General features: G+C 34.2%; 19 protein-coding genes and 1 riboswitch. Of the genes, 13 read left to right on the forward strand and 6 right to left on the reverse strand.

What is annotated here, in order from left to right; genetic code table 11:
* Window positions 1-154: 154 nt before the first annotated feature.
* Window positions 155-1,546: a class II fumarate hydratase gene (fumC, locus tag WKT09_RS01825; protein WP_340414386.1), complete on the forward strand. Its 1,392-nt coding sequence runs from the start codon at window positions 155-157 to the stop codon at window positions 1,544-1,546.
* Window positions 1,547-1,599: 53 nt separating this feature from the next.
* Here fumC and WKT09_RS01830 read toward each other — a convergent pair whose 3' ends face one another.
* Window positions 1,600-1,785: a YhzD family protein gene (locus WKT09_RS01830; protein ID WP_340414387.1), complete on the reverse strand. Its 186-nt coding sequence runs from the start codon at window positions 1,783-1,785 to the stop codon at window positions 1,600-1,602.
* Window positions 1,786-1,954: 169 nt separating this feature from the next.
* On the opposite strand from WKT09_RS01830, the gene WKT09_RS01835 reads away from it, so the two are divergent.
* The 7 genes from WKT09_RS01835 (at window position 1,955) to yhaM (ending at window position 9,884) form a co-directional block, all read left to right on the forward strand.
* The gene (locus WKT09_RS01835; protein ID WP_340414388.1) at window positions 1,955-2,158 is read left to right on the forward strand and encodes a helix-turn-helix transcriptional regulator; all 204 of its coding nucleotides are present in this window, start codon (window positions 1,955-1,957) and stop codon (window positions 2,156-2,158) included.
* Window position 2,159: 1 nt separating this feature from the next.
* Window positions 2,160-2,471 (forward strand): hypothetical protein, encoded by a 312-nt coding sequence (locus tag WKT09_RS01840; RefSeq protein ID WP_340414389.1) that lies wholly within the window; start codon window positions 2,160-2,162, stop codon window positions 2,469-2,471.
* 11 nt (window positions 2,472-2,482) lie between these two features.
* Window positions 2,483-3,379: an ABC transporter ATP-binding protein gene (locus WKT09_RS01845; protein ID WP_340414390.1), complete on the forward strand. Its 897-nt coding sequence runs from the start codon at window positions 2,483-2,485 to the stop codon at window positions 3,377-3,379.
* Entirely contained in the window at window positions 3,372-4,628 is a 1,257-nt protein-coding gene (locus WKT09_RS01850) for an ABC transporter permease (RefSeq protein WP_340414391.1), read from the forward strand. Before WKT09_RS01845 ends, WKT09_RS01850 begins: the two co-directional genes overlap by 8 nt.
* Before the next feature lie 195 nt (window positions 4,629-4,823).
* Entirely contained in the window at window positions 4,824-6,020 is a 1,197-nt protein-coding gene (locus WKT09_RS01855) for a metallophosphoesterase family protein (protein WP_340414392.1), read from the forward strand.
* Window positions 6,021-6,034: 14 nt separating this feature from the next.
* Window positions 6,035-8,944 carry an ATP-binding protein gene (locus WKT09_RS01860; protein WP_340414393.1) on the forward strand — a complete coding sequence of 970 codons (2,910 nt, stop codon included), beginning with the start codon at window positions 6,035-6,037 and terminating at the stop codon, window positions 8,942-8,944.
* The gene (gene yhaM / locus WKT09_RS01865; RefSeq protein WP_340414394.1) at window positions 8,937-9,884 is read left to right on the forward strand and encodes a 3'-5' exoribonuclease YhaM; all 948 of its coding nucleotides are present in this window, start codon (window positions 8,937-8,939) and stop codon (window positions 9,882-9,884) included. Before WKT09_RS01860 ends, yhaM begins: the two co-directional genes overlap by 8 nt.
* Before the next feature lie 161 nt (window positions 9,885-10,045).
* Here yhaM and WKT09_RS01870 read toward each other — a convergent pair whose 3' ends face one another.
* The 3 genes from WKT09_RS01870 to WKT09_RS01880 form a co-directional block, all read right to left on the reverse strand.
* The gene (locus WKT09_RS01870; RefSeq protein WP_340414395.1) at window positions 10,046-10,921 is read right to left on the reverse strand and encodes a peptidylprolyl isomerase; all 876 of its coding nucleotides are present in this window, start codon (window positions 10,919-10,921) and stop codon (window positions 10,046-10,048) included.
* Window positions 10,922-11,138: 217 nt separating this feature from the next.
* Window positions 11,139-11,501, reverse strand: coding sequence for a YtxH domain-containing protein (locus WKT09_RS01875; protein WP_340414396.1), 363 nt, complete (start codon window positions 11,499-11,501; stop codon window positions 11,139-11,141).
* Window positions 11,502-11,529: 28 nt separating this feature from the next.
* The gene (locus tag WKT09_RS01880; protein ID WP_340414397.1) at window positions 11,530-11,958 is read right to left on the reverse strand and encodes an HIT family protein; all 429 of its coding nucleotides are present in this window, start codon (window positions 11,956-11,958) and stop codon (window positions 11,530-11,532) included.
* 223 nt (window positions 11,959-12,181) lie between these two features.
* On the opposite strand from WKT09_RS01880, the gene WKT09_RS01885 reads away from it, so the two are divergent.
* Both WKT09_RS01885 and WKT09_RS01890 read left to right on the forward strand, forming a co-directional pair.
* Window positions 12,182-12,925 (forward strand): ABC transporter ATP-binding protein, encoded by a 744-nt coding sequence (locus tag WKT09_RS01885; RefSeq protein WP_340414398.1) that lies wholly within the window; start codon window positions 12,182-12,184, stop codon window positions 12,923-12,925.
* Window positions 12,918-14,132: an ABC transporter permease gene (locus tag WKT09_RS01890; protein WP_340414399.1), complete on the forward strand. Its 1,215-nt coding sequence runs from the start codon at window positions 12,918-12,920 to the stop codon at window positions 14,130-14,132. The genes WKT09_RS01885 and WKT09_RS01890 overlap by 8 nt, the downstream gene beginning before the upstream one ends.
* 47 nt (window positions 14,133-14,179) lie before the next feature.
* On the opposite strand, the gene WKT09_RS01895 is transcribed toward WKT09_RS01890, so the two are convergent.
* Window positions 14,180-15,346: an amidohydrolase gene (locus WKT09_RS01895; protein ID WP_340414400.1), complete on the reverse strand. Its 1,167-nt coding sequence runs from the start codon at window positions 15,344-15,346 to the stop codon at window positions 14,180-14,182.
* Between the two features lie 281 nt (window positions 15,347-15,627).
* Window positions 15,628-15,807, forward strand: a riboswitch (Lysine riboswitch).
* A gap of 135 nt (window positions 15,808-15,942) precedes the next feature.
* On the opposite strand from WKT09_RS01895, the gene dapA reads away from it, so the two are divergent.
* The 3 genes from dapA to WKT09_RS01910 all read left to right on the forward strand — a co-directional run bounded on the left by dapA (window position 15,943) and on the right by WKT09_RS01910 (window position 17,927).
* Window positions 15,943-16,827, forward strand: coding sequence for a 4-hydroxy-tetrahydrodipicolinate synthase (gene dapA / locus WKT09_RS01900; protein WP_340414401.1), 885 nt, complete (start codon window positions 15,943-15,945; stop codon window positions 16,825-16,827).
* 160 nt (window positions 16,828-16,987) lie between these two features.
* The gene (locus WKT09_RS01905; RefSeq protein ID WP_340414402.1) at window positions 16,988-17,407 is read left to right on the forward strand and encodes a disulfide oxidoreductase; all 420 of its coding nucleotides are present in this window, start codon (window positions 16,988-16,990) and stop codon (window positions 17,405-17,407) included.
* Between the two features lie 40 nt (window positions 17,408-17,447).
* On the forward strand, window positions 17,448-17,927 hold the full coding sequence (locus tag WKT09_RS01910) for a thioredoxin family protein (protein WP_340414403.1): 480 nt from the start codon (window positions 17,448-17,450) through the stop codon (window positions 17,925-17,927).
* 49 nt (window positions 17,928-17,976) lie between these two features.
* Here the strand turns inward: WKT09_RS01910 and WKT09_RS01915 are convergent, their stop codons facing one another.
* Window positions 17,977-18,477, reverse strand: a complete 501-nt coding sequence (locus tag WKT09_RS01915) for an antibiotic biosynthesis monooxygenase family protein (RefSeq protein WP_340414404.1) — start codon at window positions 18,475-18,477, stop codon at window positions 17,977-17,979.
* Between the last annotated feature and the right edge of the window lie 72 nt (window positions 18,478-18,549).

Consider the following 18,549-nt stretch of genomic DNA (forward strand, 5'->3'; position numbering starts at 1 on the left):
TTTTATATGGAAAAACAGTTGAAATAAAGATATAGACCGTTTGTAAGGGCTTTCTGTAATGTGAGGAGATTTCAGTACATTTCATCTCCATTCTTTGTTACAATAAGAACGAGGCAATATAATATAATTACGGTCCATAGGGAGGAATAAAGTGATGGATTATCGTATTGAACGAGATACTATCGGGGAAATTAAAGTACCAGCAGATAAGTTTTGGGGTGCGCAAACACAGAGAAGTAAACAAAATTTCCCAATCGGTCATGAAACTATGCCAGTGGAAATTATTAAAGCATTTGCTATTACAAAAAAAGCATCTGCCATCGTAAACAATGATTTAGGGTTATTAGAAAGTGAAAAAGCAGAAGCGATTGCATATGCGGCAGACAAAATTTTGGCAGATGAATTAACAGAACATTTTCCATTAGTCGTATGGCAAACAGGTAGTGGAACACAATCAAACATGAATGTAAACGAAGTAATTGCTCATGTTGGAAATAAGTTTTTACAAGAAAAAGGTAGTGACTTAACATTACACCCGAACGATGATGTAAACAAATCACAGAGTTCGAATGATACATACCCTACAGCATTACACGTTGCAGCGGTATTAAAATTAGAAGATACAGTACTTCCTGCTCTACGCGTATTAAAAGACTCCATTAATGTGAAAGCGGAAGCATTTAAAGAAGTCGTGAAAATTGGTCGTACACATTTACAAGATGCGACACCAATCACTTTAGGACAAGAAATGAGCGGTTGGCATCGTATGTTAGAAAAAACTGAAAAAATGATCCAAGAAAGTGCGGACCATTTAAAAGATTTAGCAATCGGTGGAACAGCGGTAGGAACAGGCTTAAACGCACATCCAGATTATGCAGAAAAAACGTGTGCTGAGATTTCAAACATTACTGGAAAGGCATTCCGTTCTGAGCCGGTGAAATTCCACTCATTAACGAGTTATGATGAAACAGTATATGCTCATGGTGCTTTAAAAGCATTAGCGGCTGACTTAATGAAAGTGGCAAACGATGTTCGTTGGTTAGCAAGTGGCCCACGTTCAGGATTAGGTGAAATTATTATTCCTGCGAATGAACCAGGAAGTTCTATTATGCCTGGTAAAGTGAATCCGACACAGAGTGAAGCATTAACGATGATCGTTACACAAGTTATTGGAAATGACGCTTCTATTGGATTTGCAGCGAGCCAAGGTAATTTTGAATTAAACGTATTCAAACCAGTAATTGCATTCAACTTCTTACAATCTGCACAGTTACTTGCAGATGGAATGTTATCGTTTGAAGAGCGTTGTGTACGCGGAATTGAACCGAACTATGAAAAAATCGATCAATTCTTAAATGACTCTTTAATGTTAGTTACTGCATTAAACCCACATATTGGATATGAAAATGCAGCAAAAATTGCTAAAACAGCTTACGAAGAGAACTCAACATTAAAAGCGACAGCTGTTAAATTAGGTTTATTAACAGAAGAAGAATTCGATAAATATGTTGTACCTGAAAATATGATCGGGACAATTAAAGAATAGAATGAAAAAGAATGAGACGAGCTAATATGATAAGCTTTCGTCTCATTCTTTTTTTAACGATGAAATAAAACTAATCTTGCATTTGGGGCTACGAAACGATGGGTATGTTCTTCGTACCCTTTTTCTTTGAGCATCTGTTCTGCTATTGTTTTTCCTTCTGCATCATTGCTCGCTTGAATCGTTTCATCTAATAGTTTTTCTCCATTCTTTTCAAATACTGTTAATACGTAGTCGCCCATCCTTATTCCTCCTAAGAAAAATATGTCGTACATACATTATGCCATGAAAGCGCTTATATTTGAAGTTATACATATATATTTTTTCTTTGTAAAGTCACCTTGACATCTTATCTTTATATATTTATACTTTATGTAAAGTTACCTTGACAAAAGGAGCGGAAATGCGGAAGTGAAAAATAGGATAAGAGAGTTACGGAAAGAACAAAAATGGACACAAGAGGATTTAGCGAAAGCGGTCGGTGTATCACGCCAGTCAATAGTGGCGATAGAAGTAGGGAAGTATAACCCTTCCTTAGAACTAGCATTTAAAATTTCGTCCAAATTTGGACTTCCAATTGAAGAAATATTTATATTTGAAGGAGATGAGACGTAGAATGTATGAAGGATTTGATATCGCTTCTTTTTTAATGGGACTTCCTTTAGCGATCATGTTGATTGGAATCATTGCTTTATACGACATTAAAAAAGGGAAGAAGGAACGACGTTATGATGAACGATATACGAAAATACATGATGGAGCACGCTCTATAAGTTGGTATGTCACGTCTGTTTTCATTTTACTCAGTTGGATTTTTGTTTTGATATATGAAAGACCGAGTACAGCTTTTTTTGTGTTAACAGTACTTTGGATAGTTCATATGACATCATATGGTATCGGAGTGGCTATTTTAAATAAAAAAATGTAAAGGGGTATAGGATGTTAAAAATTGATAATATTACAAAACGGTTTGGAGAACATATAGCAGTAGACAATTTATCATTACAAATACCAGAAAAGGAATTGTTCGGCTTTCTTGGTGGAAATGGTGCAGGGAAAACGACGACTTTTCGAATGATTTTAAGTTTGCTTGATCCGACAGAAGGACGAATTTTATGGAATGATGAAAAAATTAGTTACAATAAAAGTCATCTAATCGGTTATTTGCCAGAAGAACGTGGATTGTATCCTAAGTTAAAAGTAAAAGAACAGCTTATTTATTTAGCAAAATTAAGAGGAATGCCAGCTAATGAATCAATAAAATCTTTAGAAAGATGGCTAGAGCGCTTTGAGATTAGTCATTATATCGATAAAAAAGTGGAAGAGTTATCAAAAGGAAATCAACAAAAAATACAATTTATATCGGCTGTTTTACATGAACCGAAATTACTTATTTTAGATGAGCCATTTTCAGGTCTTGATCCAATTAATGTTGAAATGTTGAAAAAGGCAGTAATAGACTTAAAGAATGACGGTACATCGATCGTATTTTCTTCACATAGGATGGATCATGTTGAGGAATTATGTGAACATATTTGTATTTTACGGGAAGGAAAGGCAGTTGTTCAAGGAAACTTACAAGAGATTAAACAATCTTTCGGTAAGAAAAATATTATCATCCATAGTGAAGATGAACTGCAGTTTTTACAAGAGGTAGAAGGAGTCCTAGATTATAAAGCGACCATGCAAGGTTGTGTTTTGCAAATCGAGGAAGAGAGAATCGCAAAAAATGTTTTTCAAGCATTACAGGAAGAAGTTTTCGTACGAAAGTTTGAAATAGAAGAACCTACATTGAACGATATTTTCATTGCAAAGGTAGGGGAAAAATATGAATAAGTTTTGGACGATTTTAGGGCATACGTACGTTTCAAAGTTGAAATCAAAAGCATTTATGATATCTACTGCTATTACTTTAGTATTCGTTATTGCTGCAGCAAATATTGATGTAATTATAAAGTTATTTCAAGATGAGGATGATAAAATCGTCTTGATCGAAGGCGATACAGAAGTAGCAAATATGTTAGAAATGTCTGTCCAACAAATGGATGAACGGATTGTTTTTAAAGAGAGTGAGTCAGAAGAACTTTCTAAAAAAATGGTGCAAGAAGATGAGGCTGCAGCATTTTTAGTCATTGATGTAAATGATCCAAATATATTAACTGCAACTTATTATGAAAATAAAGCGTCAGAATCGAATGTTCAGTCGATGATTCATCAACAGTTGCAACAATTAAAGGTGGCGATTGCAACAGAACAAGCTGGTGTGGATGAAGCAACATTAATGGATATTAATGAGCCCATATCGTTTGAAAAAGTTGCTTTAGACGAAGCGACGAAAACCGACGAAGAATTAAACCAAGCACGAGTCATCGTCTATATTATGTTATTCGTTTTATATATGGCAGTTATTATTTACGGTCAGATGATCGCGACAGATGTGGCAACGGAAAAATCTTCACGTGTGATGGAAATATTAATCTCTAGTGCACCACCTGTGACACATATGTTTGCAAAGATTTTTGGTGTCGCTTTACTAGGGTTAACACAAATTTTATTGTTTTTCTTCGTCAGTTTTAGTTTTATTAAATATAAAATTACGACGAGTGTAGAAGTGTCGGAAACATTAGATATGATCGGTATTTCCTCTGCACCTATTAGTATATATGTGTATGCCCTATTATTTTTCGTACTTGGCTATTTATTATATGCAACGATTGCTGCAATGCTAGGTTCGCTCGTTAGTCGGGTGGAAGATGTACAACAACTTATTTTACCAATGACATTACTTATAATGGTTGCATTTTTCATTGCGATGTTCGGTTTATCTGTTCCAGATGCAACATTTATTACTGTAACTTCCTATATTCCTTTTTTCACACCGATGATTATGTTTTTACGAATTGGTATGCTTGAAATTGCTACGTGGGAGATTATATTATCAATCGGTATTTTAGTTGGAACGACTATTTTATTTGCGGTAATTGGCGCTAGAATATACCGTGGTGGTGTTTTAATGTATGGACCATCCCGTTCCTTAAAGGATTTAAAAAATGCTTTCCAGTTATCAAAAAAGGAAAAGAATTAGATGAAGTCAATTATCGTATGAGAAAATAAACGAAGTGGAAAATAGAATGATCGTGCACACCCAGAATTTTGCTCATTCTGGGTGTTTTTCATGTGAATAAATTTGCTATATTTTATGTGGAATGCAAACGTTTGCTCGTATTTTTACTACGTGATATGATAAAATTTAACTAAACAAATGAAATTTGGTGATACATTGAAACGACAAATAACATTTATCCATGCAGCAGATTTACATATAGACGCGCCGTTTAAAGGAATGGCTACATTGCCAGCTTCTTTATTTGAAGCTACGCAAAAAAGTACTTATCGTGCATTCGATCGATTAATTGAAACAGCGATTGAAAAACAAGTTGATTTTGTGCTAATTGTTGGCGATCTTTTCGATCAAGACAACCGAAGCTTACATGCACAAATTTATGTGCGGGATGGATTTGCGCAATTAGAACAGTATGGGATTGAAGTATTTGTTTCCTATGGGAACCATGACTATGTAAAAGGAAATAAGTATCCAATTTCTTTTACGAGTAATGTACATGTTTTTCCTGGAGAAGATGTAACATCCTTTACGTATGTAAAAGAAAATGAACCATTAGCGGAGATTTATGGATTTAGTTATGAAAATCGGGCAGTCACTGAAAATAAAGTGCCACAATACGAACGAAAAGATACATCTATCCCCTTTCATATTGCTACATTGCACGGATCATTATCTGGAAATGATGAACATGATCCATATGCGCCATTTTTATTAGAAGAAATGAAAGAGAAGCCGTTTGACTACTGGGCGCTTGGACATATTCATACACGTACACATATAAGTGATAATCCTCCGATTGTGTATCCCGGAAATATTCAAGGACGACATCGGAAAGAGACTGGGGAAAAGGGCTGTTATTATTGTGTAATGGATAAAAACGACGTATCCCTTACATTTATTCCGTTACAGTCGATTTTATTTGTTGAACATATCATAGACATATCTGATGTACAATCGGTTGGGCAATTTGAAGTCGTGCTGGAAAATTTGTATCAATCAGCAGTACAGCCACAATTTAATCATGTTACATTCCACAGCACGAATGACTATGTATTACAATTAGATCGTGAAGGAATTATCGAAGATTTTATTATGTTATGGAATGAACAATATCAATTATTACCAAATTGGCAACATATTTATGATTATAAAATTGATTTTCATGAAGCGAAATCACAAGATCAATTTTTCATTGCCGAATTACGTGAGAGTTTAAAAAGCATTTCTATTCAAGATACATTATTGCCATTATGGAAAGAGCAAAACATAAGAAGACATGTTGAAAAAATGGACGAAGAAACAGTCGTCAAAGAAGCGGAAAAATTATTACATTATTATTTTTCACAAACATAAAAGGGGGGAATAAGATGCGATTTGTAAAAGCGGATATATACGGATTTGGAAAATGGGTGGATCAAACTTTCGATTTTTCTTCTGCGCAATTTAATGCCTTTTATGGGGAAAATGAATCTGGAAAATCGACCTTACAGCAATTTTTCTTATTCGTTATGTTCGGACTCCCTCCCAAAAGACGTCAACAATTTGAATCGAAATATAGTTCACGATTTGGTGGTGCTTTAACAGTAGAACAAAATGGTGCGCTGTATACAATAGAACGAACAAAAAATGGCGTACGTATTTTAACGGAAGATGGCGAGGCACCGGCAACGTTTTTAGAGGAACTTTTGTATGGGTTAACACGTGAAACATATGAATCTATTTATGCATTTACTGCACTTCAATTATCTGAAATTCAACAGATGAAGGTACAAGATTTAAATGATGTTTTATTTAGTGTCGGACTGACTGGTTCCACGAGTATATATAAAGTGGAAAAAACATTAGAGCAACGGTTAGGTTCCTTATATAAGGCGCGAGGTTGGAAAGCAGAAATCAATGAACAATTAAAAAAAGTAGAAACATTAGCAGAGGAAGTACGGCAACTACAACACCGAGAATCTACGTACATTGAAAAACGAGCAAATGTAGAAGAGTTAAAAGAAACATTACAACAACTGGAGATGGAACAACATCAAATAGAAACGACCTTGCATTTGAAGGAAAAGCATTTATACGCATGTAAACAAAAAGAGGCTTACCTATTATTGGAAAAAGAACGAGCAGCATATGGGGAGATAAAACCTTTTCCAGAAGAGGGGATTGCTCGTTTGGAACGTTTAAAAGATCGGTTGCTGCCACTAGAGAGCGAACGCAATGTGTTAAAGCAACAACTACAACAGTATGAAAAAGCATATGAGGAAGCAAATGCGACATTACTTTCTACAGACTATCATGCTTTACTACAGCAATTTATGAAACAAAAAATGACGTATATTGATTTAGAAAAAGATATAGCACATCTTACTGTTCAATTGAAACAAATAGAAGAGGGTTTACGGGAAAAGTTATCAGAAGTATCTTTAACAGTGGAAGAAATAGAGGATATTATTTTACCGTTTCATTTAGACCAAACAGTGCAGCAAATAAAAGAACAAGCTAGTACACTTCAACAGGAAGAGGCTATGTTACAAGACGAAAAACGTACGAATCAGACTGAAATCAATCGACTTGAAAAAGAAATAAAGGATATAAACGACCAAGTAATAGATGAAACGTTTTTAGAAGAACGAAAAACTGCAAATAAACGATACGAAAATGAACAAATGTTTTACACTCAACATGCCTCCCGTCAACGAGATATAGAAGCATTTACAGAGAAAAAACGTACCCAATCTAATCAAATAATGTATGGGGCTATTGTTGTGGCAATAATCTGTGCTTTTATCGGATGGAATAATGATATGCCAATATTTATGTTGTTTGCCGGTATCCTCGTTATCATTGGTGTTGGCCAAAAGTTATATTTGCAACGATTATGGGATGCAGTGCCAATCGATACACAGCATGCAACGAATAAGATGACGGAACAACAATATATCGAAAATGAACAAATCATCCAACAGCAACAAACAATCCATCAAGAATTATTTTTACTAAAGAATGAACTGAAAAAAGTATTGCATGCAGATTTATTGCTTGATAACAAATGGGAAGCATGGAAAACGAAACAGACACAACTGCAAGATAAAATTGCGACAGAAACGTTTCAATATCCATTTTTGCAACAATTGGAAGTGTATGTTTGGGATACATATATTCGGTATATTAGAGAAGTGAAAGAAATGTTGCAAACGAGGTCCGAATTACAAAATGAGTTATACACGATGGAGCATACATTTGCTCCGTTAGAAAAAATGCGCACACAGTTGGGAGAGCATTTGGGAGTTCCACATGTAACGGTTCAACAATTAGAAGAAATGTATGAGCATGAACAGCGATCTATTGCCAAAAAAGAGCAAGCGGAAAGAGAAATGCAGGAACGACAAAAAGCTTTAATGGATATTGAAGAAAAGATTGCGACATATCGTGCAGAAATGAAGGAACTATTTGCGATCGCACAAGTAGAAAATGAAAATGAATTTTATACAATCGCCCGTGAAAATGAAAAAATTGTATCACTAGACCGAGAAATGAAAAAATACTTATCCCCATTACAGTTACAGTTTTCAGAGGTCGAATTGAAAGAACTGTTTGCATCGACAGAATCAGAGGAAACATTAGAAGAATTGGTGGAGCAACTCCGACAAGAAAAGATGCAGAATCAAACTAAAATGAATGACACACATGAACGATATGTTGCCGTACAATATGAGGTCGAACAATTAGAAGCATCTGGTATATTATCAGAGAAAATATATTTACTTGAGATGGAAAAGACGAAGTTAACGAAATGGACGAATGAATGGTCTGTATACAAAGTAGCGCAGGCAGCATTAGATGAAGCGAAGAAGCGGTATCAGGAAAAGTATTTCCATGCAGTAATAGATAAAACGAGTACATTTTTCGAACATATTACACAAGGAAAATATGTAACTGTATTTGCTCCGACGGAAAAATTGCCATTCCAAGTAGAAACAGAAGACCAACGAAGGTATAGAGTGGATGAACTATCAAAAGGGACAATCGATCAATTGTATGTGGCATTGCGTCTAGCAATGAATGTCGTCATGCAAGAAAAAATTTCCGTTCCACTAATTATTGATGATGCATTTGTCCATTTTGATACAGTCCGGTCTTCACAAATGGTACAATTATTACGAGAGATTAGTGTTACTCAACAAGTTATTTTATTTACGTGTAAAGATTATTTTGCGAAACAAGTCCAAGCAACACATATTTTAACGAATGTAAAGATGAAGGAGGATGTACATGCGTAAAGGAATTGCAAACTACACCATTGGGGATACGTTTGAAGGATTTATGTTAATTAAATCAGCAACTAGAGGAACAGCTAGTAATGGGAAAGCATTTTTGACGATTTATTTCACAGATTCTACTGGTGAGATTGAAGCGAAATTATGGGATGCATCTAAAGATGATATGGAAACATTTGTGGAAGAAAAGGTTGTTCATATCGTAGGAGATATTAATGAATTTAGAGGAAAAGCACAGCTTCGTATTAAAACGATTCGTCCTGCACAAGTGACAGATGGTGTTCGTGTCTCTGATTTCCTACAGAAAGCACCAGTAGATAAAGAAGTATTACAAGAAAAAATTACAGAAGCGATTTTTGAAATGCAAAATCCAAATTTACAACGTATCGTTCGGGCGTTTGTACAAAAATATCAAGAAGAACTTTATGTGTATCCTGCTGCATCGAAAATTCATCATGCGTATGTATCTGGTTTAGCACATCATATTGTTGGTATGTTGCAAATTGCTAAGCAGTTATGCCATTTATATCCGACATTAAATAAAGATTTATTATATGCTGGAGTCATTTTACATGATATTGGAAAAATCCATGAGTTATCAGGAGTTGTCTCCACATCTTATACATTAGAGGGAAATTTACTAGGTCATATTTCAATGATGGCAACTGAAGTGAAAGAAGTGGCAGATCAATTAGGGATTGAAGGGGAAGAAGTGATCGTTTTACAACATTTAATCTTATCCCACCATGGTCAGTTAGAGTATGGCAGTCCGAAACGACCAATTATTCAAGAAGCTGAAATTTTACATTTAATTGATGTCATTGATGCACAAATGAATGTGTTAACGAGGGAGTTAGGAAAAACTCTTCCAGGGGAATTTACAGAACGAATTTTCTCCTTGGATAACCGATCATTTTATAAACCAAAATTTACGAATGAATAATGAAGTACCGGGATGAAAAACAGGGAATGATAAAAGGGGGTGTCCGTAAAATTAGTTTACGGACATTCCCTTTCTTTGTTGCTTTTGATAAATGTACACAATAAAAAACGGTCATGTGTATCTTATCGTGATACACATGACCGTTCTTTTTTTTGTGAAAATTACCCTTGAATTTCAGGCATTTCAGTTGCATCTAAAATATCTTTGAACTCGTCGATTTTAATGTCAACGTCAGCATCTTTAATGAGGTCATCGATTTTAGTTGCAGCTTCTTGTGGATCAATTTTTCGTTCTAAAAGAACTTGGCGAATTTCTTCTTTCTCATCTTCTAATGAACCAATTTCTTCTTCTGTTTCTTTTTTATCTGTTACTAAAATAATGTGATAACCGAAGTCTGAAGCAACAGGTTCACTAATTTCGTCTTTTTCCATTGCAAAAGCTTTTTCTTCAAATTCTCCTACCATCGTTCCAACAGTGAAGTAGCCTAAGTCGCCACCTTTATCTTTGTTAGATTCATCTGTCGAGTATTTTTTCGCTAATTTTGCAAAATCAGCACCGTCATCTAATTCTTTTTTCACTTTGTTTGCTGTTTCTTCATCTTCGACTAAAATATGACTCGCTTTAACTTCTGTTTTCATATTTTCGTAATAAGATTCAATTTCTTCATCTGTTACTTCAATTCCTTCTGTTAATGCTTTTTCATTTAACAGACCTTTACGGACGTCTTCTTTTAATTCATCCTCCGTTAATCCTTGCATTTCTAAAATGCTGTCAAAGTCTTCGCCCACCTGGTCTTTTAATTTATCATATTCTTTTTGAACCTCGTCATCAGTTACTTCATATTTATCTTCTAATACTTTAAATGTAATTAATTCCGTTAACACTTCTGCGCCACTTTGTTCTTGTAAAGCTTCGTAAAAATCATCTTTCGTTATTTTTCCAGCTTTAGAATCTACAACTGTTTCAGATCCTCCACCACATGCTGCAAGTCCTAAAAGGCTAATGGATAATGTTGTTGCTGCAATTACTTTTTTCAACTTCACTACACTCCTTCAATTCATCCTCATTAAAGAGTAACATATTTTAACGAACGGATAAATAATTAGCACCCTTTTAAAATATGTTATTTGTGTTACAATAAAAAAGGTTCGGACATATGATGGTAATAAAATAAATAGGAAATGTTGTTTTGGTGCCTTTGAACATATATTCCAATTTTATTACATGTAAAGATGTCCCAACCCTTTAAAAAAATTATTTTTGGTTTTGTAATTTGTTTTCTAAATCTTTGATGCTTGATTCGATTTCTTCTAAATATCCGTGGATATTTTCCTGATGTGGTTCAATTGCTTCTTTCCATTCTTCAATGGATGTTTTCATTTCTTCTGTTAGCTCGTTAATTAATGCAACACCTTCTTTAGAAGTTTTTGCAATTTGGTCTTTTAAACGTAAACCATCTTGGATAATGTCATCCACCGTATTTTTCCATTCTAAGCCTTGTTCTTTTATTTGTTGACGTAATTCTCTTCCTGAAGTAGGTGTGACTAATAATGCTGTTGCTGCACTAATGACGCCACCTACAATAAAACCTGTAATAATTGACTTTCCGTTCGACATAATGACATCGACTCCTTCATATTAAAGTTTATTCTATTTCTTTTGCGATATTGTTCGCCATATCTTGAAGTTCTTCTTGTGAAAATTCATCATTTCTCGTGATCCATTTTGCATTGAAACCATCATCTTTATTATAACGTGGAATCAAGTGTAAATGGAAATGAAATACAGATTGACCAGCCGCAACCTCATTGTTGTTTAAAATATTTAATCCAGCTGGTTTAAATGTTGTTTTCATCGCTCTAGCAATTTTTGGAACAGATGTGAAGATGTTTGATGCAACATTTTCATCCATCTCATAAATATCGACCGTATGTATTTTAGGTATTACTAATGTGTGACCAGTTGTTACTTGACTAATATCAAGAAAAGCATATACATTTTCATCTTCATACACTTTTGCAGAAGGAATTTCACCTGCAATTATTTTACAAAATAGGCAATCATCATGTTTCATATTCAACAACCTCCAACGTTTAGTAATCGTACGTTTATTTTAACATAAACATACGAACAAGTATATGTATGATTCGTGTATTCTATTGGAGGTTGTGTTCATTCATTGGAAAAGTTTATTCATATTGTGAACGATTGTTGTATCATTATACAACGAAAGTGAAAATACTATATACTAGTATTAGATTTAAATGATCGATAATCCTGAATTGGAGGTATGATGGATGCAACCATTGCTACAGATTGAACAAGTAATTGGTGGATACACGAATAAAAATGTGTTACAAAATATATCATTTACTGTACATAAAAATGAAATTGTCGGTTTAATTGGTTTAAATGGTGCTGGAAAAAGTACGACAATTAAACATGTGATCGGTTTAATGCAACCGAAATCAGGGTCTATTAAAATTAATGGACATACATTTAAAGATAATGAAGAAAATTATCGGAAACAATTAGCGTATATTCCGGAACAGCCAATTTTGTATGACGAATTAACTTTGCATGAGCATTTACGATTAACCGCGATGGCATATGACATTTCGGAAGAAGATTTTGAGCAAAGATTGCCAAATTTATTAAAGGCGTTTCGTATGGAAAGACATTTACATTGGTTTCCTGTTCACTTTTCTAAAGGGATGCGACAAAAAGTAATGATTATGTGTGCTTTTTTAATAGAGCCAGCATTATATATCGTCGATGAACCATTCGTTGGACTGGATCCTTTAGGAATTCAAGCTTATTTAGAATGGATTGAAAAAATGAAAAATAATGGTGCGGGAGTATTAATGTCCACACATATTTTAGCGACGGCACAACAATATTGTGATCGATTTGTGATTATTCATGAAGGAAAAATTCGTGCAAATGGAACGTTAGCAGAACTTCAAAGAGACTTTTCGATGCCTGGTGCGACATTAGATGATATTTATATCCAGTTAACAAAGGAAGAGAACAATGTTTAATGCAAAAGAACTGTTTCAAGAGCGTTTCAAAGAACATATGAAGTTATTAAATCGTTACTTGCGTTATATTTTTAATGGGCATTTTATGATTGCGCTCATTTTTATATTAGTGACGGTTTCGGTCTATTATCAACAAATGATTGAGCACATCAAAGACCCGCTTATTCCGACTATCGTGATGGCAGTTGTATTTGGCATTGTCGTCACGTATAATCCATTACAATTTTTTCTTAAAGAGCCGGATAAAGTTTTCATCATTGTAAAAGAACGAGCAATGACACCTTATTTTAAACGAACCTTTTTATATAATTACTTTTTTCAACTATATATCGTTTTATTTGCAGCCGTTGCCATCGGTCCATTATATACCCATATTTACCCGGAAAAAGGGTTAACACAGTACGGTATTTTAATTTGGGTTGTGCTCTTTTTAAAAGCGGTACATATGTGGATGAACTGGTATATGTTACGAAGTCATGATGCGTTTTTTAGAAAACAAGATATCGTGCTCCGTACACTTATTAGTATAAGTTTCTTTTACTTCTTGCTTACTAGTAGTTACCTTGCGATCGTCTTTATTGTATTTTTAAGTATCGTCTTTTTAAAAAATACGATGACATTAAAGAAACAACAAGGATTAGCTTGGGACGTATTAATTGAAAATGATAAGTATCGTTTGGCACAATTTTATCGTTTTGTTAGTATGTTTGCGGAAGCTCCACAAATGACAAAACGAATGAAAAAGCGACGATTCCTTACGAATATAGTGGAAAAACAGCTTTCATTTTCACAAACGAAAACATATGACTATTTGTATCGTCTAACATTTATTCGTAGTAGTGATTATTTAAATATGTACATTCGATTAATCGTTATCGGAACGCTATTTATTCTATTTATTCCGAACGATATATTAAAAATTTTATTTGGATTGCTTTTTATTTATATGGCGATTTTTCAAATGGTTTCTTTGTACTATCACCATCAAACGAGTATGTGGTTAGACATTTATCCAGTTAATCAAAAAGAAAAGAAGAAGCGGTATATTGCCTTTTCATCCAATTTAACGATTGCACAAACGATGGTGTTTACGCTCGTCTTTGTTGCGATGATGGAATATCAATTAGCGTTATTTATGTTTGCGCTAGGGCTATTGTTTAATTACTTATTTCATTCGATGTATATTGAGAAGCGATTGAATAAATAAAAATGGTATGTGTAGACGGTTTATTGGACCGTACACATACCATTCTTTTATTTTTGGGATTCAAAGTAGGCACTAATAAATGTTTTTGCGGCAATTGGCATTGCACGTTCATCAAAGTCGAACATAGGATGATGATGTGGATAGGCATGACCTTCTTTCAATGCACCTGTAAAGAAAAATACTCCTTCTTTTTTTCGAACATAATAGGCAAAATCTTCTCCACCCATTTGAGCATCCGAAACATATTTTTCTTTAATTTCTGGAATTTGTTCACTCGCTTTAAATAGCGTTGCTACATCTTCTTCGTGATTGACGACAGGTGGGTACCCTTCACTGTAATTTACGTCGTAGTCGGCATTATTTGCTAGACAAATTCCTTTTACAACTTGTGTGATTTCCCTTTTTACAACTGTTTGTACAGCTTCATCTAAATAACGTACAGTACCAACTAATGTCGCTTCATCCGCAATAACATTAAAGGAATTTCCTGCTTGGAAACTTCCTACTGTGATGACCGCAGTTTCGAGTGGACTTATTCTTCGACTAATAATATTTTGTAGTTGGCTAACGATTTCTGCACCGATTAATAAAGCGTCTTTTGTTTCGTGTGGATATGCACCATGTCCCCCTTTTCCTTTAACGGTTATTTCAAATTTATCTGTCCCAGCCATGAATACGCCTGGTCGTGTTTGTAATGTACCTAAAGGAGTCGTAGCCCATAAATGGTTCCCAAAAACTTTATCGACATGATCAATAGCACACGATTCCACGATTGGTTTTGCTCCACCTGGCGTTATTTCTTCCGCGTGTTGGTGTAAAAAGACAATCGTACCATGTATATCTTCTTGGAATTGTTGCATCACTTTTGCTAAAACTAATAGGGTTGCAGTATGCCCATCATGTCCACAAGCATGCATGACACCTGGTACGGTCGATTTATAAGGCACATCTTTTTGATCTTGAATTGGTAGGGCATCAAAGTCTGCACGTAAAGCTATTGTTTTTCCTGGATGTTTTCCTTTTAATGTTGCAATGACACCATTGCCACCAATATTTGTTTCATAAGGAATGTGTAAATCTTCATAATATTGAGCGATATATTTAGCAGTTTCCTTCTCGTGAAAAGAGAGTTCGGGGTGCCTATGTAAATAGCGACGAATCTCAATCATTTCTTCATAATGTTCATCAATTTTTTTAAATATCTGTTGTAACATACGTATCCCCTCCTAATATTTTACTATTATAACATGGAGGAAATGAAAATGCCGATATACAGATTTGTGCTGTTTGCGTTGTTGTAATGATGTAATATAGGCAATGATACTTATTCAATAATGGATTGTTTATCTTTTTCAATTCCATATCGACATAGATATAATTAGTGCTTTTTCATATGATTTGTACAAAAGATGAATCCTACAAGAAACTATTGCAAACTAGTATAGTTTTTGTTATAGTACATAATAAGAAAACATATTCTACGTTCACGATTGTAAGTGAGTATGGAGGAGCAAAAACCAAGAGTACATAGTAGGAAGAGAATGAGCTCTAATGATTATTATGGAAAGGGGAATTTGCCGAAATTATTCAAAACCTCATTGTTTGAATAGTTGGGTCTACATTGAATAAGTGTAGAACTGTCATATAGGAAACTATATGGAGGGCTATCTTGCAGACATATTGTTATATGTATTAGTATATATAAATGTCTATGCAACAGCGAGCCGTCGTTGTTGTTTTTTTATCTTTAAAACGCTGTAGCTGTATAAGATTAGCCTTATATGTTAAATATCATAAAAGGGTGAGGAAAATGAATTTTGGTCAAGTAATTACAGCAATGGTAACGCCGTTTAATGAAGAGGGGAACATAGATTTTCCGGCGACGAAAAATTTGCTCGATCATTTAGCAAATAATGGTACAGATGCCGTAGTTGTTGCAGGAACAACAGGGGAAAGTCCCACACTTTCTACAGAGGAAAAAATTCAGTTATTTGAATTTGTTGTGAATGAGGCAAAAGGACGTTTAACGGTTATTGCTGGAACAGGATCGAATAATACGAGTGAATCTATTGCATTAACGAAAGAAGCAGAAAAATGTGGTGTAGATGGTATTATGCTCGTTTCGCCATATTATAATAAACCATCTCAAGAAGGTTTATACATGCATTTTAAAACAATCGCTGATGCGACGTCATTACCAGTAATGTTATACAATATTCCAGGAAGAACAGCTGTCAATATTGATGTTGATACAATCGTTCGCCTATCAGAAGTTGATAACATCGTCTGTGTCAAAGAAGCGAGTGGAAACTTAGATGCAATGGCAGAAATTATTGAGCGAACGGCAGATGATTTCTCACTTTATAGTGGAGATGACAGCTTAACATTACCAGTGTTAGCGATTGGTGGGGTAGGTATCGTGTCTGTAGGGGCACATATTGTCGGAAATGAAATGAAACAAATGATTGAAGCGTTCCATGCTGGGAATGTCAAAGAAGCTGGTGCAATTCACCGTCAATTATTACCAGTATTTAAAGCATTGTTTTCAGCACCAAGTCCAACACCATTAAAAGCAGTATTAAATATGAACGGTGTATCTGTTGGAGGGGTACGATTACCACTAGTACCATTAACAGAAGAACAATTGAAAGAAGTAAAAAAAACAATTCAATTAAAAATTACACAGGCTAGTTAATGAAAATATGAGGTAAACTTTTACCTCATATTTTTTAATTATGAACAATTGATGAGCATTTTATAATAGACACAAGTTTGTTGAAATCAACTAATTGTAAATAAAAATATTATATTTTATAATTACGATAGAATTAATGACAATAAAAAAGGAGAAGCAAATGAATGGACCAAAAAAAGTAGAAAATATATTAACACTTATTTGGATTCAGGCTTTAGTTGCAATGTTTGGAAGTTTGTTTTATTCCGAAATAATGGGGTACATACCGTGTGAACTTTGTTGGATACAGCGTATTATTATGTATCCATTAGTTGTTATATATGGTGTTGCATTATGGAAGAAAAATATGGATATTGCATTGCCTGGCCTTATTTTAAGTGGAATTGGTATACTTGTTTCCGTCTATCATTATGGGGTACAAAAATTGTCGTTTCTACAAGAAGCTGGAGGAATGTGTGGAGAAATCCCGTGTAACTTACAATATGTAAACTATTTTGGATTTATTACAATTCCATTTTTAGCTGGAACTGCATTTATTATTATTTTTGTATTACATATTTTCATATTACGTTCGAAATAAGTGATGAATTCAAGGGTGAAAGATTAGGGAGGAAAATAGAATGAGAAATAAAATGATACTGATTGTAGTCGTTATCGTTGTCTTATTTGCAGGATTAATGTTAGTGACTAATATGAAAAATAAACAAACGATTGAAGATAATAATCCATACGATAAAACAAATTTACAACAACCAACTGTAGATTTATTAGATGATCCAAACTATCAAAACATTATTGTCCCTGATGATTTAGATGAAAAATTGGATAATGATGAATCTGTTACAGTATATTACTTTAGCCCAACTTGCTCTTATTGCCAACAGGCTACACCAATTGTTTCTCCATTAGCGGATGACTTAGGTGTCGATATGAAGAAATTGAATTTATTAGAGTACGATAAAATGGATTATTATGATATTCAAGGTACTCCAACATTAATTCATTATGAAAATGGAGAAGAGGTAGCTAGAGTGGAAGGGTTACCTGAAAATGCCGAAGAAGCATATGAAAATTTCTTTGAAACATATGTATTAAACTAACGAAATCGGTTCTTGTCTTTTTATGTCATAGACAAGAACCGATTTGTTTTTATTCTTCTTCTTTGAGCATATAATACGTGGAAGTAAATGGTCGTTCAGCAAAATAAGCCGGATGTCTTGCTAATGTCGCTTCTTCGTAAAAATCATGCATAGATGACTGCAAAAAGGTTTCGTATGCATCTTCTGATTTCCATTGTGTCATAATACAGTAAGTATCACTTTTTTCGGGTTTGAAAAATCGAATGGTTTGTATTCCATAGGCACGGGTTAACGTAGGCAAAAATTCCTTTACTTTATTTTCAAATATGTCTTTCGCATCGTCAACGACTGGAATATGGTCCATAACGACAAAACCATTTCGTTTGAGTGTTTTAAAGTCATATAAAATTTTGTACACCCTACCTGAGACGAATACACTTTTCTTTTTATTACTCTCATAATATACAAGTGTAGCCCCTCCGCCTTTCAAGAAAGAAAAATCGATGGTTTCATGCTTTTTAGTTAATTGTTTTAAAAATGAAATGGTACCCGTTGTCATAAATCCCCACATAAATATATCCTCCTTCCTATATATTTTGTACAATTGTATGAAAAAGATGTCGTTATTACCCATTATACATGG

Source organism: Pseudogracilibacillus sp. ICA-222130, from assembly GCF_037892545.1.
Taxonomy (GTDB): domain Bacteria; phylum Bacillota; class Bacilli; order Bacillales; family Amphibacillaceae; genus Pseudogracilibacillus.

Excerpts from the sequence above, each read along its gene's own strand:
- fumC (WP_340414386.1), top strand. The coding sequence starts at position 155 with ATGGATTATCGTATTGAACGAGATACTATCGGGGAAATTAAAGTACCA.
- WKT09_RS01830 (WP_340414387.1), bottom strand. The coding sequence starts at position 1,785 with ATGGGCGACTACGTATTAACAGTATTTGAAAAGAATGGAGAAAAACTA.
- WKT09_RS01840 (WP_340414389.1), top strand. The coding sequence starts at position 2,160 with ATGTATGAAGGATTTGATATCGCTTCTTTTTTAATGGGACTTCCTTTA.
- WKT09_RS01845 (WP_340414390.1), top strand. The coding sequence starts at position 2,483 with ATGTTAAAAATTGATAATATTACAAAACGGTTTGGAGAACATATAGCA.
- WKT09_RS01850 (WP_340414391.1), top strand. The coding sequence starts at position 3,372 with ATGAATAAGTTTTGGACGATTTTAGGGCATACGTACGTTTCAAAGTTG.
- WKT09_RS01860 (WP_340414393.1), top strand. The coding sequence starts at position 6,035 with ATGCGATTTGTAAAAGCGGATATATACGGATTTGGAAAATGGGTGGAT.
- yhaM (WP_340414394.1), top strand. The coding sequence starts at position 8,937 with ATGCGTAAAGGAATTGCAAACTACACCATTGGGGATACGTTTGAAGGA.
- WKT09_RS01875 (WP_340414396.1), bottom strand. The coding sequence starts at position 11,501 with ATGTCGAACGGAAAGTCAATTATTACAGGTTTTATTGTAGGTGGCGTC.
- WKT09_RS01880 (WP_340414397.1), bottom strand. The coding sequence starts at position 11,958 with ATGAAACATGATGATTGCCTATTTTGTAAAATAATTGCAGGTGAAATT.
- WKT09_RS01885 (WP_340414398.1), top strand. The coding sequence starts at position 12,182 with ATGCAACCATTGCTACAGATTGAACAAGTAATTGGTGGATACACGAAT.
- WKT09_RS01890 (WP_340414399.1), top strand. The coding sequence starts at position 12,918 with ATGTTTAATGCAAAAGAACTGTTTCAAGAGCGTTTCAAAGAACATATG.
- WKT09_RS01895 (WP_340414400.1), bottom strand. The coding sequence starts at position 15,346 with ATGTTACAACAGATATTTAAAAAAATTGATGAACATTATGAAGAAATG.
- dapA (WP_340414401.1), top strand. The coding sequence starts at position 15,943 with ATGAATTTTGGTCAAGTAATTACAGCAATGGTAACGCCGTTTAATGAA.
- WKT09_RS01905 (WP_340414402.1), top strand. The coding sequence starts at position 16,988 with ATGAATGGACCAAAAAAAGTAGAAAATATATTAACACTTATTTGGATT.
- WKT09_RS01910 (WP_340414403.1), top strand. The coding sequence starts at position 17,448 with ATGAGAAATAAAATGATACTGATTGTAGTCGTTATCGTTGTCTTATTT.
- WKT09_RS01915 (WP_340414404.1), bottom strand. The coding sequence starts at position 18,477 with ATGTGGGGATTTATGACAACGGGTACCATTTCATTTTTAAAACAATTA.